Annotated in this window: 20 protein-coding genes and 2 pseudogenes; 5 read left to right on the forward strand and 17 right to left on the reverse strand. The window is 63.9% G+C overall.

Features of this window, described 5'->3' with window-relative positions; all coding sequences use genetic code 11:
- Positions 1-5: 5 nt before the first annotated feature.
- The 9 genes from GQ56_RS0130700 to GQ56_RS0130740 form a co-directional block, all read right to left on the reverse strand.
- Positions 6-842, reverse strand: coding sequence for an SPOR domain-containing protein (locus GQ56_RS0130700; protein ID WP_031402295.1), 837 nt, complete (start codon positions 840-842; stop codon positions 6-8).
- 29 nt (positions 843-871) lie between these two features.
- Positions 872-2,182, reverse strand: coding sequence for a bifunctional tetrahydrofolate synthase/dihydrofolate synthase (folC, locus tag GQ56_RS0130705; RefSeq protein WP_031402296.1), 1,311 nt, complete (start codon positions 2,180-2,182; stop codon positions 872-874).
- Positions 2,183-2,283: 101 nt separating this feature from the next.
- Entirely contained in the window at positions 2,284-3,156 is an 873-nt protein-coding gene (gene accD, locus GQ56_RS0130710; RefSeq protein WP_011355716.1) for an acetyl-CoA carboxylase, carboxyltransferase subunit beta, read from the reverse strand.
- A gap of 62 nt (positions 3,157-3,218) precedes the next feature.
- Positions 3,219-4,034, reverse strand: a complete 816-nt coding sequence (trpA, locus tag GQ56_RS0130715; protein ID WP_031402297.1) for a tryptophan synthase subunit alpha — start codon at positions 4,032-4,034, stop codon at positions 3,219-3,221.
- A 90-nt stretch (positions 4,035-4,124) separates the two neighbouring features.
- On the reverse strand, positions 4,125-4,973 hold the full coding sequence (locus GQ56_RS0130720) for a DNA-methyltransferase (protein WP_031402298.1): 849 nt from the start codon (positions 4,971-4,973) through the stop codon (positions 4,125-4,127).
- 8 nt (positions 4,974-4,981) lie between these two features.
- Positions 4,982-6,175 (reverse strand): tryptophan synthase subunit beta, encoded by a 1,194-nt coding sequence (gene trpB / locus GQ56_RS0130725; protein ID WP_031402299.1) that lies wholly within the window; start codon positions 6,173-6,175, stop codon positions 4,982-4,984.
- Positions 6,176-6,230: 55 nt separating this feature from the next.
- Positions 6,231-6,929 (reverse strand): phosphoribosylanthranilate isomerase, encoded by a 699-nt coding sequence (locus GQ56_RS0130730; RefSeq protein WP_031402300.1) that lies wholly within the window; start codon positions 6,927-6,929, stop codon positions 6,231-6,233.
- Positions 6,926-7,738: a tRNA pseudouridine(38-40) synthase TruA gene (gene truA, locus GQ56_RS0130735; protein WP_031402301.1), complete on the reverse strand. Its 813-nt coding sequence runs from the start codon at positions 7,736-7,738 to the stop codon at positions 6,926-6,928. The genes GQ56_RS0130730 and truA overlap by 4 nt, the downstream gene beginning before the upstream one ends.
- Complete coding sequence (locus GQ56_RS0130740; RefSeq protein ID WP_031402302.1) at positions 7,738-10,209, reverse strand: FimV/HubP family polar landmark protein; 2,472 nt, start codon at positions 10,207-10,209, stop codon at positions 7,738-7,740. The genes truA and GQ56_RS0130740 overlap by 1 nt, the downstream gene beginning before the upstream one ends.
- 747 nt (positions 10,210-10,956) lie before the next feature.
- On the opposite strand from GQ56_RS0130740, the gene flgE reads away from it, so the two are divergent.
- Positions 10,957-12,201 carry a flagellar hook protein FlgE gene (gene flgE / locus GQ56_RS0130745; RefSeq protein WP_031402303.1) on the forward strand — a complete coding sequence of 415 codons (1,245 nt, stop codon included), beginning with the start codon at positions 10,957-10,959 and terminating at the stop codon, positions 12,199-12,201.
- A 98-nt stretch (positions 12,202-12,299) separates the two neighbouring features.
- Here flgE and asd read toward each other — a convergent pair whose 3' ends face one another.
- The 6 genes from asd to leuC all read right to left on the reverse strand — a co-directional run bounded on the left by asd (position 12,300) and on the right by leuC (position 17,140).
- Positions 12,300-13,421 (reverse strand): aspartate-semialdehyde dehydrogenase, encoded by a 1,122-nt coding sequence (asd, locus tag GQ56_RS0130750; protein WP_031402304.1) that lies wholly within the window; start codon positions 13,419-13,421, stop codon positions 12,300-12,302.
- An 81-nt stretch (positions 13,422-13,502) separates the two neighbouring features.
- Positions 13,503-13,622 (reverse strand): hypothetical protein, encoded by a 120-nt coding sequence (locus GQ56_RS42210; RefSeq protein WP_034198345.1) that lies wholly within the window; start codon positions 13,620-13,622, stop codon positions 13,503-13,505.
- Positions 13,623-13,720: 98 nt separating this feature from the next.
- Positions 13,721-14,788: a 3-isopropylmalate dehydrogenase gene (gene leuB, locus GQ56_RS0130755; protein ID WP_031402305.1), complete on the reverse strand. Its 1,068-nt coding sequence runs from the start codon at positions 14,786-14,788 to the stop codon at positions 13,721-13,723.
- Between the two features lie 76 nt (positions 14,789-14,864).
- Positions 14,865-15,515, reverse strand: a complete 651-nt coding sequence (gene leuD, locus GQ56_RS0130760; protein WP_031402306.1) for a 3-isopropylmalate dehydratase small subunit — start codon at positions 15,513-15,515, stop codon at positions 14,865-14,867.
- A 65-nt stretch (positions 15,516-15,580) separates the two neighbouring features.
- A complete protein-coding gene (locus GQ56_RS0130765) occupies positions 15,581-15,727 on the reverse strand; it encodes an entericidin A/B family lipoprotein (protein ID WP_011548098.1) in 147 nt (48 codons plus the stop codon).
- A 3-nt stretch (positions 15,728-15,730) separates the two neighbouring features.
- Complete coding sequence (gene leuC / locus GQ56_RS0130770; RefSeq protein ID WP_031402307.1) at positions 15,731-17,140, reverse strand: 3-isopropylmalate dehydratase large subunit; 1,410 nt, start codon at positions 17,138-17,140, stop codon at positions 15,731-15,733.
- Positions 17,141-17,509: 369 nt separating this feature from the next.
- On the opposite strand from leuC, the pseudogene GQ56_RS39650 reads away from it, so the two are divergent.
- The 4 genes and pseudogenes from GQ56_RS39650 to GQ56_RS44910 all read left to right on the forward strand — a co-directional run bounded on the left by GQ56_RS39650 (position 17,510) and on the right by GQ56_RS44910 (position 24,058).
- A pseudogene (locus GQ56_RS39650) lies at positions 17,510-18,664 on the forward strand (IS3 family transposase).
- 224 nt (positions 18,665-18,888) lie between these two features.
- Entirely contained in the window at positions 18,889-21,786 is a 2,898-nt protein-coding gene (locus GQ56_RS0130785) for a type VI secretion system Vgr family protein (RefSeq protein WP_081894993.1), read from the forward strand.
- A 42-nt stretch (positions 21,787-21,828) separates the two neighbouring features.
- Positions 21,829-23,346 (forward strand): N-acetylmuramidase family protein, encoded by a 1,518-nt coding sequence (locus tag GQ56_RS42215; RefSeq protein ID WP_235212793.1) that lies wholly within the window; start codon positions 21,829-21,831, stop codon positions 23,344-23,346.
- Positions 23,333-24,058 (forward strand): hypothetical protein, encoded by a 726-nt coding sequence (locus GQ56_RS44910; protein ID WP_152601910.1) that lies wholly within the window; start codon positions 23,333-23,335, stop codon positions 24,056-24,058. The genes GQ56_RS42215 and GQ56_RS44910 overlap by 14 nt, the downstream gene beginning before the upstream one ends.
- 431 nt (positions 24,059-24,489) lie before the next feature.
- On the opposite strand, the pseudogene GQ56_RS39655 reads toward GQ56_RS44910, so the two are convergent.
- Positions 24,490-25,578: pseudogene (locus GQ56_RS39655) on the reverse strand (IS5 family transposase).
- A gap of 384 nt (positions 25,579-25,962) precedes the next feature.
- A complete protein-coding gene (locus GQ56_RS0130795; protein ID WP_031402310.1) occupies positions 25,963-26,709 on the reverse strand; it encodes a hypothetical protein in 747 nt (248 codons plus the stop codon).
- Between the last annotated feature and the right edge of the window lie 17 nt (positions 26,710-26,726).

Consider the following 26,726-nt stretch of genomic DNA (forward strand, 5'->3'; position numbering starts at 1 on the left):
GTGCGTTATTGCGTCAGACCGGCTTCGCGCACCTTCGCGATCGCGGCGGAGGCCGCCGCGCGATCCGCGAACGGGCCGGCCCGCAACAGTGTAGCCGTGCTGCCGTCCGCCTGCTTGCGATGCTCGACATATGCGGGCACGCCCGCCGATTTCAACTTGGTGGCCCACGAGCGGGCCGTCGCGTCGTCCTTGAACGACCCGAGCTGCACCGCGAAGCGCGCACCGGCCGGCGACGCCGGCGACGACGCATCGCCGTCGTCCGGGCTCGCGGTGTCGGCGTTCGCGACGGTCGCGGGCGCCGGCTTCGGCGCGGCCGGTTTTGCCGCGGGTGCGGCCGGCTTCGCCGCGGGCTTCGGCGGCGCAACGCTTTCCGTGGTCGTCGTATCGGGCTTCGCGGCCGGCTGGACGGCGTCCTGCGGCGCGGGCGCCGGAGCGGCCGCGACGGCGGTGTCGGAAGCCGGCGGCTCGTCGTGCGCGACGCCTGCCTGCACGTCGGACGCGTCGTCGTCACGCGGTGCGGCCGCCTGATGCGCGGGCCGGTTCGGAATGTCGATCGCGATATCGTCCGTCACCGGCTTCGGGTGCGAATCGAGCACCATCGGCAGCACGATCACGGCGGCGACGACGAGCGCGATCGCGCCGACGAGGCGACGGCGCGCGCGTTGCTTTTCTGGAAGGGTCGGATCGAGGAGCAGTGTGTCCGATTCCGGACGCTCGGTGCGGCGTGAGCGTCGCTCGACGCGTTCAGTGCGCTCCGTGCGCACGTTCCGGGAGGCCCCGGTACGACCGCCGCGCCGCGGGGGCGCGTCGTCGTCTTTTTTGCCGAACGAGAAAATTCCCATGAATGGCTGAGTCCGAAACTGCCCGTCAGTCAGTGTTGCTGCGATTTACGGTAGGCCAGCACGCCGGCAACCGTATGGAAACTGCCGAAAACCACGATTCTATCATTCTCGGATGCTCTTTTTAGTGCATCGCGAAACGCTTCGGCGGGCGACGCGTAGCGCGTCACGCTCGAATCGGGCCCGTCCTCCACGCCCGCCTTGCGCAGCGCCGCTTCGAGCTGCTCCGCGGAAGCCGCGCGCGGCAGCGGCAGGTCGGTCACGCACCAGTGGTCGATCTCGCCCTTCAGGTGCTGCAGCACGCCGTCGATGTCCTTGTCGCGCATCGCGCCGAACACCGCGTACGTGTACGGGAAGAAGCCCATGTTGCCGAGGTTCTGCTCGAGCACGGCCGACGCATGCGGGTTGTGCGCGACGTCGAGCACGATCGCCGGCTTGCCCGGCAGCACCTGGAAGCGCCCCGGCAGCTCGACGTTCGCGAGCCCGAGCCGGATGTCCTGCGCGGACACCGGCAGCACCGGGCGCAGCGCTTCGAGCGCGGCGAGCGCGGCCGACGCATTGATCAGCTGGTTCGCGCCGCGCAGCGCCGGATAGGCCAGCGCCGGATAGCGTTTCTCGCGGCCGAGGTAGCTCCACTGCTGGCGCTCCGCGCCTGCCTGCGCCTCGTAGCGGAAATCGCGGCCGACGAGCCACAGGTCGGCGCCGATCGCTTCGGCGTGGTCGATCAACGTCTGCGGCGCGGCCGGATCGCCGCAGATCGCCGGCTTGCCGGCGCGGAAGATCCCGGCCTTCTCGAACGCGATCTTCTCGCGGGTGTCGCCGAGATACTCGGTATGGTCGATGTCGATGCTCGTGACGATCGCGCAATCGGTATCGATGATGTTGACCGCGTCGAGCCGGCCGCCGAGGCCGACTTCGAGGATCACCGCGTCGAGCCCGCGCGACGCGAACAGATGCAGGATCGCGAGCGTCGTGAATTCGAAATACGTGAGCGACACGGGCTGGGGCAGCGACGTGCGCGCGGCCTCGACCGCCTCGAAGTGCGGCAGCAGTTCGTCGTCGGCGACGTTCTGCCCGTTCACGCGCGCGCGCTCGTTGAATTCGAGCAGGTGCGGCGACGTATGGCAGCCGACCTTGTAGCCGGCGCGCACGAGGATCGTCTCGAGGAACGCGCAGGTCGAGCCCTTGCCGTTCGTGCCGCCGACCGTGATGACGGGGCACGCGAATTCGAGCTGCAGCGCCGCCTTGACCTGCCCGATGCGGGTCAGGCCCATGTCGATGCCGACCGGGTGCGCGCGTTCGAGATGCGAAAGCCACGCGTCGAGAGTGGGAAAAGTGCTCATCGGATCAAATCTGGATCGGGACCGCCACTACGCCAAAAAAACGAAGCGCGCCGCCCGGCGCTGACACCGGGCGACGCGCAGTACGCCTACCCTCGCGCCGGTCAGGCCAGCGCGTCGGCCGGCTGTCGCTGCAGCAGCGCGAGCAGCTGGGCGATCTCGTCGCGCAGCTTGCGACGGTCGACGATCATGTCGATCGCGCCCGTCTTCAGCAGGAACTCGGCGCGCTGGAAGCCTTCCGGCAGCTTCTCGCGCACCGTCTGCTCGATCACGCGCGGGCCGGCAAAGCCGATCAGCGCCTTCGGCTCGGCGATCACGACGTCGCCGAGGAACGCGAAACTCGCCGACACGCCGCCCATCGTCGGGTCGGTCAGCACCGAGATGAACGGCAGCTTCGCTTCGGCCAGCTTGGTCAGCATCGCGGTGGTTTTCGCCATCTGCATCAGCGACAGCAGGCTTTCCTGCATCCGCGCGCCGCCCGAGGCGGTGAAGCAGATGAACGGCACCTGCTGCTCGAGCGCGTTCTGCGCGCCGCGCGCGAAGCGCTCGCCGACGACCGAACCCATCGAGCCGCCCATGAACGAGAACTCGAAGCAGGCCGCGACCACCGGCAGCGTGTGGATCGCACCGCCCATCACGACCATCGCGTCGGTCTCGCCCGTGTCGTCCATCGCTTCCTTCAGACGATCGGGATACTTGCGGCTGTCCTTGAACTTCAGCGTGTCGACCGGCACGATTTCCTGGCCGATTTCGTAGCGGCCTTCCGGATCGAGCAGCCCGTCGAGGCGCTCGCGCGCGCCGATGCGCATGTGGTGGTCGCACTTCGGGCACACGTGCAGGTTCGCATCCACGTCGTTGCGGTACAGCACGGCCTCGCAGGACGGGCACTTGACCCACAGGCCTTCCGGAATGCCCTTGCGGCTTTTCGGGTCGGTCTGCTTGATCTTCGGCGGCAACAGTTTGTCGAGCCAGCTCATCGTATGGTTTCCTGTTCCGTGGCGGGCCGGGCCGCATGGCCCGCCCGCTTCCTGTGTTGGGTTTATCGCGCCGTCGTGCCCGCGCCGTCCAGGGCGGCGCGCAGCTCGGCGATGAAAGCCTTCAGCGCGGCGGCCGCGCCTTCCGGCGCAGCGCTTTCGAGCAGTTGCACGAGACGGCTGCCGATCACGACGGCGTCGGACACCTCGGCCACCGCGCGCGCCGTTTCGGCGTCGCGGATACCGAAGCCGACGCCGACCGGAACCGGCACGCGCGACTTGATGGCCGGGATTTTACCCGCAATGCTCGAAACATCCAGATTTCCCGCGCCGGTCACGCCCTTGAGCGACACGTAATACACGTAGCCGCTCGCGATCTTGCCGACGTCGGCGATGCGTTCGTCGGTCGACGTGGGCGCGAGCAGGAAGATCGGATCGATCTGCGCGGCGCGCATCTTCTCGGCGAACACGCCGGCCTCTTCCGGCGGATAGTCGACGACGAGCACGCCGTCGACGCCGGCCGCACGGGCTTCGGCCGCGAACGCGTCGGCCCCCATCCGTTCGATCGGGTTCGCATAGCCCATCAGCACGACGGGGGTTTTGGGGTCGGTTTCGCGAAAGCGCTTCACGTCGGCGAGCACGCTTTTCAGCGTGACGCCGCGCGCCAGCGCGCGCTCCGACGAGCGCTGGATCACGGGGCCGTCGGCCATCGGATCCGAGAACGGCACGCCGAGCTCGATCACGTCCGCGCCGCCGGCGGCGAGCGCGTGCATGAATTCGACGGTCCGGGCGGGATCGGGATCGCCGGCCGTGATGAACGGGATCAGGCCCTTACGGCCTTGTTCGGCGAGCGCGGCGAAGGTCTGCTGAATACGGGACATGGCAATTTTCCTGTGTCGATCCGGAGCGGGCGCTTCAGTGCCCGCCCCGGTCTCATACAAAGTATGCGTTCGGCGATGCGGCGGCGCGAATCACGCGCACGCCGGCGCGGCGAGCGCGCTCACGCGCTCGTGCGCGATCGCACAATAGCTTTCGTTGATCTCGTAGCCGACGAAGTCGCGCCCCTGCCGTGCGCAGGCCACCGCGGTCGTGCCGCTGCCCATGAACGGATCGAGCACGCGGCCGCCCGGCGGGCAGCTTGCGAGCACCATCCGCTCGATGATTTCCAGCGGCTTCTGGGTCGGATGATCGACGCGCTCCGCGTGCTGCCGGTGCAGGCGCGAGACCGACCAGACGTCCTTCGGGTTGTAGCCCATCTCCAGCCACTTGCTGCCTTCGAACAGCTTGCGCGAGCGGGCCTTCTTCGTATCGGCGTCGTACGGGATGCGGACCGGATCGAGATCGAAGTAATACGCCCTGGAAACCGCGAAAAAGCCGATGTTGTCGTGCACCGACGTGAAACGGCGCGTCGTGCCGCCCATGCTCGGCACGCGCCGGTCCCAGATGATCTCGTTGACCATCGTGAGCTTCGTCTTCAGGAAACTGAAGATTTCGGGCGCGTACTGCCAGGTGCAGAAGATGTACATCGACCCGCTCGGCTTCAGCTTCGGAATCGCGAGCTCGAGCCACTCGCGCGTCCACGCGAGGAAGTCGTCGCCCGAACGCTTGTCCGAGTCGTTGCCGTAGTCCTTGCCGAGCCCGTACGGCGGATCGGCGACGATCAGGTCGATCGACGCATCCGGCAGATGAGCGGCATCGGTCAGGAAATCGCGGTTATGCAGTTCGATACCGGACGGCAGCGCGCGCGGCGCGGCGGCGGGCTGAACCGCCTCCGCCCCGCTCGCGGCGCCGCCGCCCGGCTCTTCGATCAGGTCACGCATCGGTCGGGTCAGAGCTCGATGCCCGATCGCTCGGCGACCGTGTGCATGTCCTTGTCGCCTCGGCCCGACAGGTTGACCAGCAGGATCCTGTCCTTCGGCAACGTCGGCGCGAGCTTCACGCCGTACGCGATCGCGTGGCTCGACTCGAGCGCGGGGATGATCCCCTCGATCCGGCAGCAGTCGTGGAACGCCTTCAGCGCTTCCTCGTCGGTGATGCCGACGTACTGCGCGCGGCCGCTGTCCTTCAGCCATGCATGCTCGGGGCCGACGCCCGGATAGTCGAGCCCCGCCGACACCGAATGCGTCTCGATGATCTGGCCGTTGTCGTCCTGCAGCAGGTAGGTGCGGTTGCCATGCAGCACGCCCGGGCTGCCGGCGATCAGCGACGCCGCGTGACGGCCCGTATCGAGGCCGTCGCCCGCCGCCTCGACGCCGATCAGCTGGACCGACGCGTCGTCGATGTACGGGTAGAAGATGCCCATCGCGTTCGAGCCGCCGCCGACGCAGGCGATCACCGCGTCGGGCTGCCGCCCCGCGAGCTCGGGCATCTGCACCTTGCACTCGTCGCCGATCACGCGCTGGAAGTCGCGCACCATCATCGGATACGGGTGCGGGCCCGCGACCGTGCCGATGATGTAGAACGTGTTCTCGATGTTCGTGACCCAGTCGCGCATCGCTTCGTTCAGCGCGTCCTTCAGCGTGCGCGAACCCGATTCGACCGGCACGACCGTCGCGCCGAGCAGCTTCATCCGGTAGACGTTCGCGGCCTGGCGGCGCACGTCCTCGGAGCCCATGTAGACGACGCACTCCATCCCGAAGCGCGCGCAGATCGTCGCGGTCGCGACGCCGTGCTGGCCGGCGCCCGTCTCCGCGATCACGCGCTTCTTGCCCATCCGCTTCGCGAGCAGCGCCTGGCCGATCACGTTGTTGATCTTGTGCGCGCCGGTGTGGTTCAGGTCCTCGCGCTTCAGGTAGATCTGCGCGCCGCCGAGCGTCTCGCTCCAGCGCTGCGCGTGGTAGATCGGCGACGGACGGCCGACGAAATGCTTCAGCTCGCGCTCGAATTCGGCAACGAAGCCGGGTTCGTTCTGGAATTTCTCATACGCCGCGCGCAGCTCGTCGAGCGCGTGAATCAGCGTCTCGGCGACGAACAGGCCGCCGTAAGGGCCGAAGTGGCCGCGATCATCAGGAAGGTTGTACATGGTGTCTCTCTCGATCGGTCGATGCGCCCCGCTTTCGGAGCCGCACCGGCTTGCATCACCCGGCGTCCGCCTCGCGCACCGCGCGTACGAACGCCGCCATCCGGGCGTGATCCTTCACGCCCTTCGCGCCCTCCACTTCGATGCCACTCGAGACATCGACAGCAAACGGGCGCAACTGGCGGATCGCATCACCGACGTTTTGCGCGCTCAAGCCACCACTCAAAACGGCCCGATGCGCGAGCTCTGCGGGAATAAGAGACCAATCGAAGACCTTGCCGCTACCGCCGTAGTCCGGCACCAGGGTGTCGAACAGGAGGCCGCGCGCTTTCGAATAATGAAGACCCGATTCTACCAAATCGGCCGATTGCGTCGAGGGGCCGACGCGCAGCGCGCGCAGCCACGGCAGACGCGCCGCGCGACCGAGCGACTCGCACTGTTCGGGCGTCTCGTCGCCGTGGAACTGCAGCAGCGTGAGCGGCACCTCGCGCGCGACGGCCTCGACCTCGGCTTCGGACGCATTCACGAACAGCCCGACCACCGACACGAACGGCGGGGCCAGGCTTGCCAGCTCGGCCGCCTGCGCGATCGTCACCGCGCGCGGGCTTTTCGGGTAGAACACCAGGCCGATCGCATCGGCGCCGAGCGCCGCCGCGTGCAGCACGTCCTCGGGACGCGACAGCCCGCACAGCTTGACGCGCGTGCGCGGCGACAGGCCGGCGGCGGAAGTCGGGGAAGACACGGCGTGATCCGTCATGATTGAGGGTCCAGATCGGCCCAGACGCTGCTCCACGGCACGCTGCCGAGCTGCGCGGGCGGGACGGCGAATTCCGCCGGGTAGCCGACATGGGCGAGATACAGCCCGTCGGCCATGAACGTGGGCGCCGCGAGGTTGCGGTCGCGCCCGGCCAGCACGTCGGCCAGCCAGTCGGCCGGGTAGCGGCCGCGCCCGACCGCGACGAGGCAGCCCATCAGGTTGCGCACCATGTGGTGCAGGAACGCGTTCGCGCGGAAGCGGAAATGGATGAAATGCCCCGCGCGCCGCACGTCGATCTGGTACAGGTGCTTGACCGGCGTCTTCGACTGGCATTCCGACGACCGGAACGACGAGAAGTCGTGCTCGCCGATCAGGTGCGCGGCGGCGGCGCGCATCGCGTCGTCGTCGAGCGGCGTGTGGATCCAGCCCGCGCGTCCGGCCAGCATCGGCGAACGCACGGGATGCACGTACAGCGCGTAGTAATAGGTGCGCTCGAACGCCGAGAAGCGCGCATGGAACGTGTCCGGCATCGGCTTCGCCCACTGCACCGACACGGTCGGCGGCAGGAACGCGTTGGTGCCGCGCACCCACGAGAATACCTCGCGTTCGAGCCCGGTGTCGAAGTGCACGACCTGCCCGAGCCCGTGCACGCCCGTATCGGTCCGGCCGGCGACCGTCGTGTGCAGCGGCACCCGCGCGAACTCGGCCAGCGCACGCTCGAGCCTGTCCTGTACGGTCTTGCCGTGCGGCTGCGCCTGCCAGCCGCAGAACGCGGCGCCGTCGTACTGGACGCCCAGCGCGATCCGCATCACGCCTCTTCCGCCAGTTTCGCGAGCAGCGCGCGCGCATCGTCGCGCGTCGCGGCGTCGTTCGCGTCGACCACTTCCTGCAGCAGCGTCCGCGCGCCGGACAGGTCGCCCAGCTCGACATACTCGGACGCGAGATCGAGCTTGTTGCGCGCGATGCGGGCCAGCTCGCCCGGCGTCAGCGCGGGCAGCTCGGCGCCCGGCGCGGCCGGCAGGTCGAGATCGAAATCGAGCTTCAATGCGCCGAACTGCGCGCCGCCGAGCGGCGGCAGCGACGACGTCGCAAACGGGCTGCCGGCGCGGCCGGCGGGAGGCGCGGCGTCCAGATCCAGGTCCGGGTCCCAGTCGAACTCGTCGCCCTGGCCGGCCGGATGTTCCGGGGCCAGGCCCGGCGCGCCCATCGGCGGGTGCGAGGCGGCTTGACCGTTAGTTGCGAATTCATCCGCACCCGACTGCACGGCCTGCGCGACCGGCTCGCCCACCGCCGACAACGGCTCATCCGCCGTGCGCGGCGGCAACGGCATGTCGAGGCTGCTGAGCGCGCTGATCGCGTTCTGCATCAACGTCGCGTGCTGCGCTTCGGTTGCGGCCGGTGTGGCCGGTGCGGCCGGTGCGGCTGGTGCTGCGGCCGGTGCCGCAGTCAGGGGCTCGGTCGAGGCTTCGGCCGGGATCGTGGTCGAGATATCGGCCGGGGTTTCAGTCGGAGTCTCGGCCAGAGTCTCGGTCGGCGCCTTGGCCAAGGTGTCGGCCAAGGTGTCGGCCAAGGTGTCGGCCGGGGTGTCGGCCGGGGTGTCGGTCGAGGCTTCGGTCGAGGCTTCGGTCGAGGCGTCGGTCGAGATCTTGGTCGACGTCCCGACCGGGATCTCAGTCGGGGTCTCGGTCAGGGCTTCGATCGGCGCCTTGGTCGACGTCTCGCCCGAAGCTTTGGCCACGGCGTCAGCCTGAGCTTCAGCCCGCGTCTCGACCGGCGTTTCGATCGACATCCCTGCCTGCGTATCACCCGGCTTTCCGGTTGCCGCTTCCTCGATCGACTCGGTTTCGAGCTGCACCGGAGCCGCCCCCATCGCGCGCGACGCTGCGGCGTGAACGGGCGGCGATTCCGGCTGCACGTCATGCGGCTTCGTCACTTCCGGCGTCCGCGCCGTATCCGCATCGTGCGTCTCGACCGTCTCCGCCGCCGCGGCAGTCGCCGCGGCAAGGTTCATGTCGGAAGCCGCGTCGCGTGCGACCGGCATTTCGGGCCGGATCGGCAGATCCTGCTCGACGGACGGCGCCGCCTCGGTTTCAGCCGCCGCGTCACCGCCCGCCGCCCCTGCGGCGGCCGTCGTACCCGTATCGTCCGTGCGCCGGCCATTCCGGCGCCTGCGCCATGCGAAACCGGCCGCAAGCGCAATCACGGCCGCGCCGGCGACCGCGACCGGACGCCAGTCCATCTGCCCGGCACTGCGTGCAGGCGCGACCGTCTGCGCGGGCGCCGGTGCCGGCTGCACCGCGCTGGCCGCCACGCCGGATGCGGCTTCGCCCGGCGTCGGCGCGACGGCGGACGCACCCGCGTCGCTCCCGGCCGGACCCGGCGCGACGGGCGCCGGCGCGACGTCGTTCTTCGCGGTCGGCTTGCCGATGCCGTGCGCCTGCAACTCCATCAGCACGCGGTTCTTCAGCGCCAGCAGTTGCTGCAGGCTCGAAGGCCGCGGCTGCGACGCACCCGCGACGGGGGCCGCGGCCGCCGGTTCGTGTGCGCCCGGGACCGGGCTGCCCGCCGCGGGCGCGATCGCGGCCTCGCTCGCGGACGACGGCCCCGACTGGATCGCGCCGCTCCACACGTGCGGACCGCTTGCCCCGCCGACGGACGCCGCCGGCTGCCCGCTTTCGACAACCGACGCGCCATGCGCGGCCGACGCGCCGACCGGCGCCATCGCACCGGCGACCTGTGCAACGCTCGCCCCGCTCACCGGCGCCGCATGCGCGGCCGGCGCCACCGGCGCGGCTTGCACGGCCGACCCCGGGTGTGCGGCGGATGCGCCATGCTGCGCGCTCGCCGCACCGCCCGACGCGGCAGCGGGTGCGGCGGCGGCCGCCGTACCCGACGCGCCGGACGCCGCCACCGGCACGAGCGCCGCGCCCGTCGCGTCGAGCGCGGGCACGGCCAGCGTCGCGCCGACCCTCAGGCGACTCGCGTCGCGCTTCATGAACGCCTGCGGATTGGCGTCGAACAGCGCGCGGCCGGCGCGTGCAAGCACGACCGGATCGTGCGATTGCGTGACCGCTTTCGCGATGTCGTTCAGCGACTGGCCCGGCTGGACCGTCACGGTAAGCGGCGCGGCGCCGCCCGCGGCGGACGCGGCGGACGCCGGCTGCTCGCCGGCGCCGGCCGCCCAGGTCGATGCGGTTGCGCCGAGCGCCAGGATCGTCAGCGCACCACACACGGCGCGTGACAGACGGGACTGACGCGGAAACAAGGAAATTCGGGACATCGTTGGCTCTATCGCCGCGCGCGGGCGCGGTCTGGATTCGCGGTTGGAAGCGTCAATAAGGTTGCCGCAGAAATGCAAAAGCGTCGCGTGGAACGCGACGCTTTAGGCGGGTCTGTGCGTCGTAGCCGCATAGTTTACTTCACGCGATCGGGTTCGGGCCGAATTCGTCGCCCGCAGGTGCAACCCGCCGCATCCGGGCGGCGGCGCACCCGGCGCCCGGGCCGCGCTGTCGCCCGGGCAGGCGCCCTGCGACCAGCCCGCTCGATCGACCGATGCGCCACCCCGATCACCCGGCAGATCCGCGCGTATTCGCTCAACAATTCACGCTGCCTGCCGTTAATGAATTAACGGAAGACAATCATAAGAAACCCGTCACCTCGCCAATCCCGTTCAAATAAATTTCAATTGATCGATAAGAAGGCAATTCCCCCCTCTTATCGTCGAATTGCGCCGTTTTGCCACCAAAGCCCCGCCCCATAAGGATCTCAGCCTGTCAGGCCGATCCATTTCTCATACAAAAGTAATCATTTCTTTATAAATTCAATTACATTACACAAAATTACACAGATCGAATAATCGCTGTCGTTACGATCGGCTTCAAACAAGAATCGGTGCAGCTCGACCACCGTGCTCGCACCCGCCGGACAGGCGGGAGCGCGGCGGCCGGGCAGACGCCGGCGGGTGCCAGGGAGGCATCGCGCAGTCGCACGACTGCGTTCACTCACCAGCTCGTTACGGGGATCGAACATGGGCTATCAGCAAGGCTTGAGCGGGTTGGCCGGCGCGTCGAACAATCTCGACGTGATCGGCAACAACATCGCGAACGCGAACACGACCGGCTTCAAGCAAGGTCGCGCGAACTTTTCCGACATGTACGCGAACTCGGTCGCGACGTCGGTCAACACGCAGATCGGCATTGGCACGCAACTCGCATCGGTGCAGCAGCAGTTCGGCCAGGGCACGATCAACACGACCAACTCGTCGCTGGACGTCGCGATCAACGGCAACGGCTTCTTCCAGATGTCGAACAACGGCTCGATCACGTATTCGCGCGACGGCACGTTCCATCGCGACAAGAACGGCGCGATCGTCGACTCGCAGGGCCGCAACCTGATGGGTTACGCGGCCGACGCGAGCGGCACGATCAATACCGCGGCAACCGTGCCGCTGCAGGCGCCGACCAACAACATCGCGCCGTCGGCCTCGACCAAGATCACTGGCCAGTTCAACCTGAACTCGCAGGACAAGCTGCCGACCAAGACGCCGCTCAACCCGACCGACAACGCGACCTACAACTACAACTCGTCGATCCAGGTGTACGACTCGCTCGGCGGCGCGCAGCAGGTCAACATGTACTTCGTGAAGTCGACGGCCGGCACCTGGCAGGCCTACGCCGGCGTGCAGGGCCAGACGCCGACCAATCTCGGCACCGTCACGTTCGACACGTCGGGCCGGCTTGTGTCGTCGACGTCCGCCGCGACCGGCCAGCCGACGGCGAGCGTCGGCCAGTTCGCGTTCTCGATTCCCAACACGACGGGCGGCGCCAATCCGCAGAACCTGACGCTCGACCTGAGCGGCACGACGCAGTACGGCAGCAAGAGCGGCGTGACCAACCTCGCGCAGGACGGTTTCGCGAGCGGCACGCTGACGACCTTCACGATCGGCGCCGACGGCAAGCTGACCGGCAACTACTCGAACGGGAAAAGCGCACCGCTCGGCCTGATCGCGCTCGCGAACTTCAACAACCCGAACGGCCTCGTCAACATCGGCGGCAACCAGTACACGGAAACCGCCGCGTCGGGCGTGCCGCAGATCTCCGCGCCGGGCAGCACGAACCACGGCACGCTGCAAGGCAGCGCGCTGGAAAACTCGAACGTCAACCTGACGACCGAACTCGTGAACCTGATCACCGCGCAGCGCAATTACCAGGCAAATGCGCAGACGATCAAGACCCAGCAGACCGTCGACCAGACGCTGCTGAACATGCGCTGACCCGCGCATGAAAAACGCGCCGCGCCGGCCTCGACATCATCGAGGCCGGCGCGGCGCGCTGTGCGGTGCAATCCGGCCCGCGGGCCGGACAGGCGGGCTTACTTGTCGAGCAGGATGCGCAGCATGCGGCGCAGCGGCTCGGCCGCGCCCCACAACAGCTGATCGCCGACCGTGAACGCCGACAGGTATTCGCCGCCCATCGCAAGCTTGCGCAGGCGGCCGACCGGCACCGTCAGCGTGCCCGTCACGTTCGCCGGCGACAGGTCGCGCATCGACGCTTCACGCTCGTTCGGTACGACCTTCACCCAATCGTTCGCCGATGCGAGGATGCCGTTGATCTCGTCGAGCGGCACGTCCTTATTCAGCTTGATCGTCAGCGCCTGCGAATGGCAGCGCATTGCGCCGATCCGCACGCACAGGCCGTCGACCGGGATCGAACCCGGCTCGCCCATGGCCGGCTTGCCGAGGATCTTGTTGGTTTCCGCGCCGCCCTTCCACTCTTCCTTCGACATCCCGTTGCCGAGATCCTTGTCGATCCACGGGATCAGCGAGCCGGCGAGCGGCACGCCGAAGTTGCTGGTCGGCATCGCGTCGCTGTTCATCGCGGCCAGCACGCGGCGGTCGATGTCGAGGATCGCGGAAGCCGGATCGGCGAGTTGCTCCTTCACCGCGCCGTTCAGCGTGCCCATCTGCGCCAGCAGTTCGCGCATGTTCTGCGCGCCCGCGCCCGATGCGGCCTGGTAGGTCATCGCCGTCATCCAGTCGACGAGGTTCTCGCGGAACAGGCCGCCGAGTGCCATCAGCATCAGGCTGACCGTGCAGTTGCCGCCGATGAAGTTCTTCGTGCCCTTGACGAGCGCGTCCTTGATCACGTCGAGGTTGACCGGATCGAGGATGATCACCGCGTCGTCCTTCATCCGCAGCGACGACGCCGCATCGATCCAGTAGCCGTTCCAGCCGGCCGCGCGCAGCTTCGGGAACACGTCGTTCGTGTAGTCGCCGCCCTGGCACGTGATGATCACGTCGCACTTCTTCAGCTCGTCGACGTTGGTCGCATCCTTGAGCGTGGTCTCGTTTTTCGCGAACGACGGCGCTTTGCCGCCCGTGTTGCTGGTGCTGAAAAACACCGGTTCGATCAGGTCGAAATCGCCTTCTTCCTGCATGCGCTGCATCAGGACGCTGCCGACCATGCCGCGCCAACCTACGAGACCTACGTTCATGACTTACCCTTTGATGGAGCTTCCCCGCCATTTCCGTCCCCGGTGTGACCGCGCGGGGAAAAAGGCGGGCACGACGGACGATCAGCGTTTAATGACCGTTTTCGTGGTAATGGTTTTCGTGATGACGATGGCGCGCGCACCCGCACGGGCAGTATTGCCGTGGAGTTTCAAGACCGGGGAGATCAGGGAAATCAGCGCCATCGTTCGAGTCTACACAAAGCCGGTTGCCCGCACAACGGCCAACCGCACGCGAACCGGCCGATTTTACGGCCCGTTCGCGCCCTTTCTACATGATTGCGTTACAGCGCCGCGACCACCGCGTCGCCCATCGCCACCGTGCCGACCTGCTTGCCGCCCGGCGTCGCGATGTCGCCCGTCCGGTAGCCCTGTTCGAGCACCGTTTTCACCGCGCGCTCGATGCGATCGGCCTGCTCCGCGCGATTCAGCGAGTAGCGCAGCATCATCGCGGCCGACAGGATTGTCGCGAGCGGGTTCGCGATGCCCTTGCCCGCGATGTCCGGCGCGGAACCGTGCGACGGCTCGTACAGGCCCTTGTTGTTCTTGTCGAGCGACGCCGACGGCAGCATGCCGATCGAGCCCGTCAGCATCGACGCCTCGTCCGACAGGATGTCGCCGAACATGTTGCCGGTGACGATCACGTCGAACTGCTTCGGCGCCTTCGCGAGCTGCATCGCCGCGTTGTCGACGTACATGTGCGACAGCTCGACGTCCGCGTATTCCTTCGACACGTCGATCATCACGTCGCGCCAGAACTGCGAGGTCTCGAGCACGTTCGCCTTGTCGACCGACAGCAGCTTCTTCGCGCGCTTGCGGGCGGCCTGGAACGCGACGTGCGCGATGCGGCGCACTTCCGGTTCCGAGTAGCGCATCGTGTCGAAGCCTTCGCGTTCGCCGGCGAACGGACCGTCCGGCGCCGCGCGCACGCCGCGCGGCTGGCCGAAGTACACGTCGCCGTTCAGTTCGCGCACGATCAGGATGTCGAGGCCCGACACGAGTTCCGGCTTCAGCGGCGATGCATCGACGAGCTGCGGATAGCACAGCGCCGGGCGGAAGTTCGCGAACAGCTCGAGATGCTTGCGCAGCCCGAGGATTGCCTGCTCGGGGCGCAGCGCGCGCTCGAGCGAGTCGTATTTCCAGTCGCCGACGGCGCCGAACAGAATCGCGTCGGCCTCACGGGCGAGCGCAAGCGTCGCGTCCGGCAGCGGATGGCCGCTCGCCGCGTAGCCGGCGCCGCCGACCGGCGCCTGTTCGAGTTCGAACTTCTCGTCGAGTGCGTTCAGCACCTTCAACGCTTCGTTGACGATTTCCGGACCGATGCCGTCGCCGGGCAGCACTGCAATCTTCATGCGTTTTTCCTGACTGGGTAGGTTATGGAGGCAGGCCGGCGAACGCGCCGCAGGCGCGCCCGCCCGAAAGGCGCGATCAGCCGACCAGCTTGTGGTTGAGCCACGGCTGCTTCACGAGGCGTTCCGCCTCGAACTGGCGGATCTTGTCCGCGTGGCGCAGCGTGAGGCCGATGTCGTCGAAGCCGTTCAGCAGGCAGTACTTGCGGAACGCGGTGACCTCGAACGGATACTCGCGGCCGTCGCCCGTCCGCACCACCTGCGCGTCGAGATCGACCGTGAGCTGGTAGCCGTTGAACGCGTACGTGTCGTTGAACAGGTGATCGACCTGCTGTTCGGTCAATACGATCGGCAGCAGGCCGTTCTTGAAGCAGTTGTTGAAGAAGATGTCCGCGAAGCTCGGCGCGATGATCGCGCGGAAGCCATACTGCTGCAGCGCCCACGGTGCGTGCTCGCGCGAGCTGCCGCAGCCGAAGTTCTTGCGCGCGATCAGCACCGACGCGCCCTGGTAGCGCGGCTGGTTCAGCACGAAATCGGGATTCAGCGGCCGCTTCGAGTTGTCTTGGCCCGGCTCGCCGTGATCGAGATAACGCCATTCGTCGAACGCGTTCGGACCGAAGCCCGTGCGCTTGATCGACTTCAGGAACTGCTTCGGGATGATCGCGTCGGTGTCGACGTTCTCGCGATCGAGCGGCGCCACGACGCCGGTATGCACTGTAAATTTTTCCATGATCCGTCAATCCGGTTGAAGGGCCGGCGTTCCGCCGGCGCACATCGACAAATTCTCGGCGGAGGTCACTCCGCGGCGCGCTTCAGGGCGCTGCCGGCGGCGTTGACGTCCTCCCCGAAGCCTCGGACGGTATTGCATCCCGCGAGGCCGAAACCCAGCCCCGCCAGCGCCAGCGCGGCAACCAGCCGCGCGATGACCTTCGATGCCGTCACGCGTTACCCCAGCTGGCGAATGTCGACGAAGTGGCCTTCGATGGCCGCCGCCGCCGCCATCGCGGGGCTCACGAGGTGCGTGCGACCGCCCGCGCCCTGCCGCCCTTCGAAGTTGCGGTTCGACGTCGACGCGCAGCGCTCGCCCGGATCGAGCCGGTCGGCGTTCATCGCGAGACACATCGAGCAGCCCGGCTCGCGCCATTCGAAACCGGCGTCCGTGAACACCTTGTCGAGCCCTTCGCGCTCGGCCTGCGCCTTCACGAGGCCCGAGCCCGGCACGACCATCGCGAGCCGCACGTTCGACGCGACGCGGCGATTCAGCTTCCGCACGACGTACGCGGCCGCGCGGATGTCCTCGATCCGCGCATTCGTGCACGAGCCGATGAAGATCTTGTCGACCTTGATCGACTCGATCGGCGTGTTCGGCTCGAGCGCCATGTAGGCCAGCGCGCGCTCCATCGCGTCGCGCTTGACCGGATCCTTCTCGCGCTCGGGGTCGGGCACGCGACCGTCGATCGACGTGACCATTTCCGGCGACGTGCCCCACGTGACCTGCGGGACGATCTCGGCCGCGTTCAGCTCGACCACGCGGTCGAACTGCGCGCCTTCGTCCGATTTGAACTGGCGCCAGTATTCGACGGCCTGATCCCATTCCGCGCCGGTCGGCACGAACGGACGGCCCTTCAGGTAATCGATCGTCGTATCGTCGACGGCGACCATGCCCGCGCGCGCGCCGGCCTCGATCGCCATGTTGCAGACGGTCATGCGGCCTTCCATCGTCAGCGCGCGGATCGTCGAGCCGCCGAATTCGATCGCGTAGCCCGTGCCGCCGGCCGTGCCGATCCTGCCGATGATCGCGAGCACGATGTCCTTCGCGGTGCAGCCGCGCGGCAATGCGCCCTCGACCTTCACGAGCATGTTCTTGCTCTTTTTCTGCAGCAGCGTCTGCGTCGCGAGCACGTGCTCGACTTCCGACGTGCCGATGCCGTGCGCGAGCGCGCCGAACGCGCCGTGCGTCGACGTATGCGAATCGCCGCACACGATCGTCATGCCCGGCAGCGTCGCGCCCTGCTCCGGCCCGATGATGTGGACGATGCCCTGGCGCACGTCGTTCATCTTGAACTGCGTGATGCCGAACGCGTCGCAGTTCGCGTCGAGCGTGTCGACCTGCAGCTTCGAGACGGGATCGGCGATGCCGTGGGTGCGATCGGTGGTCGGCACGTTGTGGTCCGACACGGCCAGGTTCGCGCTGATGCGCCACACCGGACGCTGCGCCATCTTCAGCCCTTCGAACGCCTGCGGGCTCGTGACTTCATGCAGCAGCTGACGGTCGATGTAAAGCAGGGTCGTGCCGTCTTCCTCGGTGTGGACCACGTGGGTGTTCCACAGTTTGTCGTAGAGAGTCTGTGCCATGGGTATGCGGGGTCGTTGTGACTACAAGCCTTGCGGATGCGGTCGATTATGCCACGCAGAACGCGTCGCGGCGCAGGCCGGACGCGAAAAAACCCATTAAAAACAGTGGTTTGGCTGGTAGTGCCAATACCTGTATCGGCATTACCCGGCAATCGACGCGTCCCTACCGATTCGTTTCGAAGACCATGGTCGATTAGTTTTAGAGACAACGTGCAGGAGCAGCCCGCTCGACTTACTCTCCCAAGGCGTCTCACGAACTAATCCCGTCCTCGGAATCTGCGTCGGATTGCGCGACCAGACTACCCTGTAGTGGTCTAATGAAACCGGACACTGATTTAGGCGAGAATGCTCGCCATGAAGAGGCGTCTGATGACAAAGCAACGACGGACGTTTTCCCCAGAGTTCAAACAGCAAGCCGCGAGCCTGGTGGTCGACCAGGGCTATAGCCATGTGGAGGCGAGCCGCTCGGTCGGCGTCGGCGAGACGGTGCTGCGCCGCTGGGTGCATCAGCTTCAAATGGAACGTCAGGGTGTCACGCCGCAGGGCAAGGCAATCACGCCGGATCAACAACGCATCAAGGAACTCGAGGCACGCATCGAACGCCTCGAGCGTGAGAAGGTCATTTTAAAAAAAGCTACCGCGCTCTTGATGTCGGAAGGGATCGAACGTACGAAGTAATCGATCAGGTTTGCGAAGACGAATCTGTCGAGTTGGTCTGCGCTGTATTGGGTATGCCGCGATCCTGCCTGTACGCGTACCGCAAGCGTGCTAAGCGTGTGAATGCCGAGCGCATGGCGTTACGCAGCCGTGTGCATGAGTTGTTCATCGAGAGTCGCAGCTCCGCCGACAGCCGTAGCATTATGGGCATGATGCGCGAAGAAGGTACGGCAATTGGCCGTTTCAAGGTCAGTCGTTTGATGGAAGAGCTGGGGCTAATCTGCAAGCAGCCCGGTAGTCATGCATACAAGCAGGCGACGGTTGAACGGATCGATATTCCGAACCATCTGAACCGCCAGTTCGACGTTGACGCGCCGAATCAGGTCTGGTCCGGCGACATCACGTATATCTGGGCGCAAGGCCGTTGGCATTATCTGGCGGCCGTGCTCGACCTGTTCGCGCGGCGCGTTGTCGGCTGGGCATTCTCAACGCACCCAGATGCCGATCTGGTCGTGCAAGCGTTGGAGATGACCTATGAGCAGCGTGGCGACCGCGAGGATTGCTGTTCCATTCGGATCAGGGCGGCCTAGCCGGAAATTCCGTCAGAGGCTCTGGCGCTATCGGATAAAGCAGAGCATGAGCCGTCGTGGAAATTGCTGGGACAATTCCCCGATGGAACGGCTGTTCCGCAGCTTGAAAACGGAATGGCTGCCGTCGGTGGGTTACATGTCGACACAAGAAGCACACCGGGATATCCGTCACTACCTGATGCACCGGTACAACTGGATACGGCCGCATCAGTTCAATGACGGACTCGCACCGGCTGTCGCAGAAGAAAAACTTAACGCAGTGTCCGGAATGAGTTGACCACTACACCCCATTCCTTTCATTTACATTTCAGTCTTCGCAAAAGCGTGGCCACATCCTCTTTTCTGATCGAAAATCAGACATCGTATTTTGTCAAATCCATAAACCGCCAAGCCCCTCTGGTCAACTTTGGATAAAATCGCGCGAGCGACACTTGGTCGCTATGGCTGACCGTCGCCGACGTCGCGTTCTTGGCGGTCGAACCTGAGAGACAAGGAAAAAAAATGGCTCTTCGACCTGTCGGCGCTGCCGATTTGCAGGCGACCACGCTGTACGAATCGATACACCGGGGCTTAATGCAGCACGAACGCTTGCTCATGTTCCGCTCCCCGCTCGGTGCGCAGACGCTGATCCCCGTGCGCGCGAAGGGTTGGTCCAGAATTGGACGGGGCTATCGCTGGGTAGTCGACGTCGTCTCGTTGCGCGACGATATTGACAATCTGGAGCTGGAACACCAGCCAGTCACACTGTTTATCCAGCAGAATTCGGCGCCCTTTGCTGCGTCAATTTATCGTCCAATTCATGGCTTCGTTCACAAATTCCATACTCTCGGACAAGACGGAACCCTGACCGTCTACCAAATTGAGTTCGAGTCGGCGCTCTTCTTTCTTGGGAAGGCGAGGAAGGACGATCATTGGTTTGAAAAAAATGCACGGGATATTATCGTCGAGCTTCTCGGTGCATATCCGCAATTGGCCGGGTGCGTACGTTTCGCCCTGACGGATGAACCGCGCATACGCTCGTACACGCGACAGAGCGATACCGACCTGAACTTCTTCCACCGGATTCTTGAAGACGAAGGTTGGTACTTTTACTTCGAGCACGCTCCGGTCCAATATGAAGGCGATCCTCGGGTGTCGACGCTCGTGATCGTCGATCGTCTTTCCGCGTTACCTGAAGCTAAACCTATCGAATTCGCTAACGGCGTCGTAGGTGGCGAAGTAGACGGCTTCACACAATGGGCAGCGTTGCAGGTCGCGCAAAGCCTTGCCTACGCAACGACGTCCTTCAACTACAAGGATCCGGAACGCAATTACTCCGTGCAAAGTGACCTGGGCGATAGCGCTGTCACGTACACGACGGAAGAACGGCGCCAGCACGTAAAGCGTGAGGTTCCATATGCGCCCATGATCGTGCGAGAAGCACTGTCGTATGCGTACCCAAACTCGGATGACGGGCGCCGGCGCGCATCCACTCGAACCGAAGCCTGGACTTCCGCCGCCCGCCGTTATTTAGCCATCGGCGGTGTGCGGTGGATCGACGCCGGATTGCGCTTCACGCTCGAGCATCACACACGGCACATGACTGTCGAGCCGAACCTCCGGGAATTCCTGATCGTCGAGGCCGAATGGTTCATTGAAAACAATGTGCCAGTTTCCAGCCATGCCGCGACCTATCCTCTGAGCTTGCAAAGCGACTTGTCCGACTTACGTCGAGACCACGACGGCCAGTTCAACTCACAAACCAACCCAATCGACGGCCTGGCCGGCTTCTACTTCGTCAAGGTAGAGGCGCAGCGGACCGGCATCGAATATCGCAGTCCGTTCGAGCATAAAAAGCCACTGATGCACGCCGAGCATGCGCTCGTAAGCGGACCGGATGACGAAGAAGCGTGGGCCGATGAGCGCAATCGTATCTACGTGACTTATCCGTGGGATCAGCGCAGCGGGACCGGCCCGTTCCGGACATCGCCGCCGCTGCTGGTGATGCAGGCCGACACCGGATATGGGTACGGCGGTGTTCATGTCCCCCGGAAGGGCGAATGGGTGCTGGTCGGTTATTTCCAGGGCGATTGCGACCGACCATATGTGCTCGGTCGCCTCCCGTCTCAAACGACATCGCCGCAGTGGCATACCAACGCCCTGCTCTCGGGACTGATGTCCAACGGTTTCGGAAAAAGCGGCGCATACAACGCATTCGTCCACGACGATTCGACGCACCAAGGGGCTACGCGCCTGACGACGTACACGGGCAAGGTCGGGAATAGCTACAGTCTGTATCATCAGGGCGTCTTGATCGACCATGCGGGCAACAAGAACGCCCGCGGCCGATATCTCGGAAAGGGTGCGCTACTACATACGGACGACTACCTCGGTTTGCGTGCGAATCGCGGCGCATATATCGGCACGTACCCGAAGGCGCACAACGATGACCAGCTCGACGTCAAGGAAGCACAGGGCCAGTTGATCGGTGCTGAGAGTATCGTAGAAACACTGTCGAATGTCGGCGTCCAGCACCACGCTGACAGCCTGCAAGACAGCCACGATTCGCTCAAACAGTTCAGCGACGCTACGCAGCAGTCGGAGGCGCCGGAAGCCAGCGGCGGACGTACTGCCGGCGGAGGAACAGGAAGCGCGAACGCCTTCAAGAAGGCGATTCTGCTACTCGCCAGTCCGTTCGGCGTCGGCACGTCTACGCAAGACTCGCTGCACATGACGGCCGATCGCCATATCAATCTGGTCAGCGGTCTGAACACACATATCGGCACGGCGGGCGCGTTCGTCGTCAATGCCGCCAAGGCGATTGGGATGTTCTCCCAGACGGCGATCAGATTGTTCAGCAAAGGGCCGGTGCAAATTCAGTCCCATGAGGCAGACGTCGAGGTGATCGCCAAAGCAGTCCTCAAACTACTGTCGCAAGGTGACATCGAAATCGCCGCCGGCGGAAAGCTGGTACTGACGGCTGGCGGTGCTTCGATCACCCTGGAAGGCGGAAATATTCGGGGACACGCCCCCGGAACGGTCGAGTTCAAGGGCGCGCAGCATTCCTTCAGTGGCCCGGCGAGCATGCGTTACGCGATGCCAGCACTACCCGTCAGTACGCTGACGCAAAACCCCGCGCATGAATATACGCAGATCTTTGATGTCTCCTCCGTGATCGCGAATCTCGGCTTGGGCCAAAGTCTAGAGGCGCAGACATACCGTATCTATATGCCGGACGGCACGACGATCCAGCAGCAGGGCGGACTACTCGACGGGGCCACGGCGGCCGTTCATACGCCCGAACCTACGAAGGTCAAGTGCGAAGTAGGCGGTGGTGAGTGGGGTGCTCTGGAGGCCGCGTACGATTATGAAGCGCCGAGTGGCGCCAACGAATTGTCCGACCTGCCGCAAATCGATTAATGACGCCAGGACGGCCGGATTCGAACTTCATCAGGAGCACTTGTGGCAACCAATCAAACACAGGATGCCGCGCCGAAAGCTGGCGTGGCAGCAATGTTTATGTTTCAGGACGTGATGCACACGCCCATCGAGGGACTGTCCGTGCAGTTCAAGGTCGGCACTGGAACCCCCCCAGCACCGCCCTGGGTGGCTGGACCGGACCCGACGAAAGTACAGGAGCCTCCCCCGGCTCCCGCGTCGAGCACGGCGACCGCAGCACCTGGCGCGGCGTCCGCTCCAGCCTCGGCTTCTGCTCCAGCGGCGGCTTCGACGGCGGCGACCGCCGGGCAGGCTGCATCAGGCACCAACGCACCCTCGCCTGCCGCCGCAAAGCCGGCAGCGCCGCCACCTCCGCCTCCGCCGCCTCCCATTTCTGACAACACCCTTGAGGCGACGACTGACAAGGACGGTTATGCAGTGACGATCACCAATGCCGTGCGCAATCAACCGATCGACGTCTTCGTTAAAAATCGACGTGGAGAATACGCGTGGAAAGCGAAGGTTGTGCCGAAGAAAGATATCAACGCATTTACCATCATCAGCCCTGAGTTTCATCTTGAGGCGACGACGAAGCCAACACCAAAAGACGATTTTGAGCAAGAATTGAATCTCCCTGTTGTAAAACAGGGCGAGATTATGACGTTTGATCGCTTACTGAATGAATTTGCTCCATACATTACATTTTCGCAAAAAGTAACCGAGCAAGGTCTATTGAAGAAAGATTTCCCGACGAAGAATAAGGAAGTGACCGTCGACGCCAAAACACACAAGAAAAAGACAAAAATCACCATCGAGCACCACTACAAGGTAGTGGAAACAGGGAAACCGCGAACAGTCGTGCTCAACGTCCTGGGGACGAGACTGAACTATCCCAAGAACCTGGAAATTACCGACGAGAAGTACAAGCAGGTAGCCAAAGATCTTTCGTGCGAGGTAGCTGCAATCAAAGCAGTTGCGATGACGGAGAGTCATGGTTCTGGATTTTGCGTGAACGGCCTGCCGAAAATTCGTTATGAACGGCATATGTTTATGAGGGCCAGTCTGCCGAAGGAGAGGCGAATGGAAGTACCATCTCTTCTTAGGAAGGAGACAAATCCATTTCCAAAATATCCGAATCTCTGCTTCCCAGCACAAGGCGACTACCAGAACGGCGAGAAAGACGATAGCGGATGGGCGAATTTAGAAGATGAACAAATCATGTATCAATATGAGCGACTCTTTCGCGCGTGTACGCTCAATCGGGATTATGCGATTATGGCATGTTCGTGGGGCGCCTTCCAGATCATGGGCATATTTTGGGAGGAGATGGGGTACGCGAGTCCAGTGGAACTGGCCAATCTCTCCATGCAAGGAATTGATGGGCAGCTCGATCTTTTTGTTGCATACTGCAAGATGAATAAAAACGCGATAACTGCGCTCAAGGATAAAAATTGGGCTAATTTTGCAACGGCATATAACGGCAACAACGCCCCTCCTTCTTACGCCGCATCAATGGGTAAATTTTACAATGAATTTAAGTAAATCATTTAAACTATTGATCACCCTTGGGACGATTGCATTCGCATCTCAAGTTGCATTTGCTGGTACGCTCACCATCTATAGCGATCCCGATTTTGTAACCTACAAATCAGGAAAGGATATTTATGGATATTACAATGCATATCAAGATCAATTTTCATGCAGTTTCATGTTTTTTGCGAATTCTGACATTGTAAAAAACCATGATTATGAAGGCGTTACATCCCTTAAGAGCAAGACTTTTTACATTTCAGCGTACAAGAGGCCAGGTGACGGCACGTTTTCATATAAAAATAGAAATCCTGATGCGAGCATTGATGGCGTCCTGTATATAGGTGACGGCGCCGTAGGACTAACAACGGACTCCCCACAGGGGGGATGTCTAAGCGTTGCAGGCATATTTACCGCCAAGCCTGGCACGCGTGGAGCTGAGCAGTTTGAACCTACGACCGAACTTAAAGCGATAGGGATTGCCGTCATTTCTCGGAAAACATTTCTTCACAAATCCCCAGGATCAGGAAAGGAAGAAAAATATCTTGTGCCCGGAGATTGGGTTGCGGTGCTTTCCAGAAAAGGGGCATATTCTTATATCCGATACGTTAATCCAAACATGATGATTGAGAGCACGGATTCCAAGAAAATTACAACTGGTTGGGTCCGAGATCTCGATATTTCAAACCCTTTCCCCAATTCGCTGGAAGCAGAATTGCAGTAGTGAGGGGACCCTATATCAGGGATACAGAGTCGTCCGGCACAGCTCGATGAAGCCGTCATAGGCTGCGACAAAACGCTTCCGTCTGCGGTTGGGCAGCTTCGTATCCTCGACGTCCTATTCGGTTCTGTGCCTACGGACATATTCGGGCACCACCCCGATCATCTTGGCATCGCGCCCTACGAACGTAGTGCCGTTCGTCAGGCCGTCGTACAGTCGAGACACCGCTTTGTAGAGGGTGCCTAACTCCTTATGCAGCGCTTCGTCGTAGAACGCTGTTGCTCTAGCAGGTCGTTGAATTATTGCCGGGCTGGATGTATTTTCCCTTTGGCCGTTCGCGACGATCACCGCGAAGCGGTCGGTTTGGGCTCATTCGACCGATTTCCATGCGAATGGATCAAGGTCGTGGGCTTCCCGGTGCCCGCTCCGATACCTCAGGCACTCCGCAGGCACAGCTCGCCCAGCGATCGCAACCGCGTCAGGTTATAAGCCGCCATCGTCAGGGTCAGCAGTTGGTCCACTTTCTCAAGACCACGAACCATGACCTGTCGCAGCGGGCCTATCGTCTTGCCCCAGCCGAAGCACGGCTCGATACATTTGCGTTTGCGCTGACTCAGCGCGTAGCCCAGATGCCGAGTCGTGCGTTTGTCGATCGCACTGCCGCCGCCGCGCTTCGTATTGCGCGCCACGTGCGGCGTCAAGTTCGCGTCCCGGCAAGCCTTGATGACCCGCGCGTGTCGTAACCTTGTCGGCCCCGACCGTGATGCGTCGATCGGGTAGCGCGGCGTCCCGCAACATCTCGGCAGCAACGTCGCGTTCGGCTCGCCCATTCGCCTGGCTGGCCTGTACATTGACTATCAGGCCGTGCCGATTGTCGGTCAGCACATGGCCAAGATAGCTCGGCAGCGCCAGCGCCACATTGCTCTTTCGGTACAGGCGGCTGTCACCGTCGCCCTTCGACTCATGCGTTTCGTTGTTGCACGTCTGGCCGTGCCAGTTGCCGGGCGGCCGGTCCTGGCCGCTGCCATCTTTGCGATGGATGCTCTTGTGGCTAGCCCAAGCCTGAATCAGTGTGCCATCGACGCTGAAGTACTCGCCCGACAGCAAGCCTCGTTTCTGCGCCGTTTCCACCGTCGCATTGAACAGTTCCGTCACCGCGTCGAATTCCAGCAGCCGATCCCGGTTCTTGCTGAACACTGAATGGCTCCACACTGCATCCTCTATCGACAGGCCGACGAACCATCGGAACAGCAGGTTGTACGAGATCTGCTCGACCAGTTGCCGCTCGCTGCGGATGCTATACCGCACCTGCAGCAGCATCGCCCGCGTCAATTCCTCAGGCGCAATACTCGGTCGCCCCCCTTCACCTCGACTTCATACATCGCCGAGAACTTCGCGTTCATCTTCGACAGTGCTTCGTTCGGCTACGTCCGCACATGGCGCAGCGGATGCGTCTGCGGAACAAATTCTTCTAGCCTCACCGTGCTGAACAACGATTCGTTGTAACCGTCCGCGCCCCGCATCGGCCTGCTCTTCCTTGATCTCGGGAACCTACATCGTGCAGGACCGACCGAGGTATTTCGACGGCCTGTTAACTGCACGTCAAACTCTGTCAAATCGACGTCAGCGTGGGGATCGAGACTGGCCAGAGCCGCCTGCGGCAGGACTCGCTGCGCCTTCGGTAGACTCTGTATCCACAACTAATCGAGTACGATGCACCAACGGAACCGAACTGACTTTTTTTGGGTTCGAGGGCTTCTTCATTCGATGGCGACCACCGACATAAGTTATTTTAAAACAATAACTTACGTCGACGCATCTGCTTCTAATCAGTGGCTTGTATCCAGATCGAATCGAGTTTCTCACGGCGCGCGCTGCACGAATCGCGCGCACCGACGCCCGCGGCGTCAACCGTCCGGATATTCGCGATTGATCAGGTCGAGCCGCAGCATCCCGAGCTGCACGCCCGCATTGCTCAGCAGGTAGAGGTCGCGCCGCCGCATGGCCGGCATCTGCGCGGACGTGTCGTACAGCGCCGGCAGCGTGAGACCGGCCGGCACCGCGGCCTGCATCCCCGCCGCAATCGACACGCGCACCGCGAGCGACGCCTGGTCCGGATGCGTGACGACGCCGACCGCACCGAGCGCCGCGGCCGAGCCGGCCTGCCTGACGATCGCGGCGGCGACGCCGTCGGGAGTCGGTATCGGGCTGCCGGCGGCCACGGCCGGCGTCGCAACGGAGGTCACGCCGGACGTCAGCCCGTACTTCGACGCGAGCACGCTCGCCACTTCCTGCTGGGCGAAGATCGGCGCCGCGACCGTCTGCCGGAGCCGGTACACGGCGTCGGCAATCGCCTCGTTCACGGGGCCCGGGACGGACGCGCCCGCGCGACTGCCGAAGCCGAACGCGGCAATCGTGCGGATGGCGCCCGCGGCGACGGTGGGCGGCGTCCACGCGAAAAACGTGTCGAGCAGGTAGCCGGTTTCGACGGCGGCGGTCGCGCCGTCGTTCAGTTCGTTCGTCAGCTTGCCGAGCATCTGGCGCCGCAGCTCGGCATCGGAGGCCGGTGCGTCGCTCGCGAAACCGGGCGTGACGGCCGTGCACGACACGGCGAAGACGGAAGTGGATGCCAGGAAATGGCGACGGTTCGTCATGGTCATGAAATTCGAAT

Source organism: Burkholderia paludis (assembly GCF_000732615.1).
GTDB classification, from domain to species: Bacteria; Pseudomonadota; Gammaproteobacteria; order Burkholderiales; family Burkholderiaceae; genus Burkholderia; species Burkholderia paludis.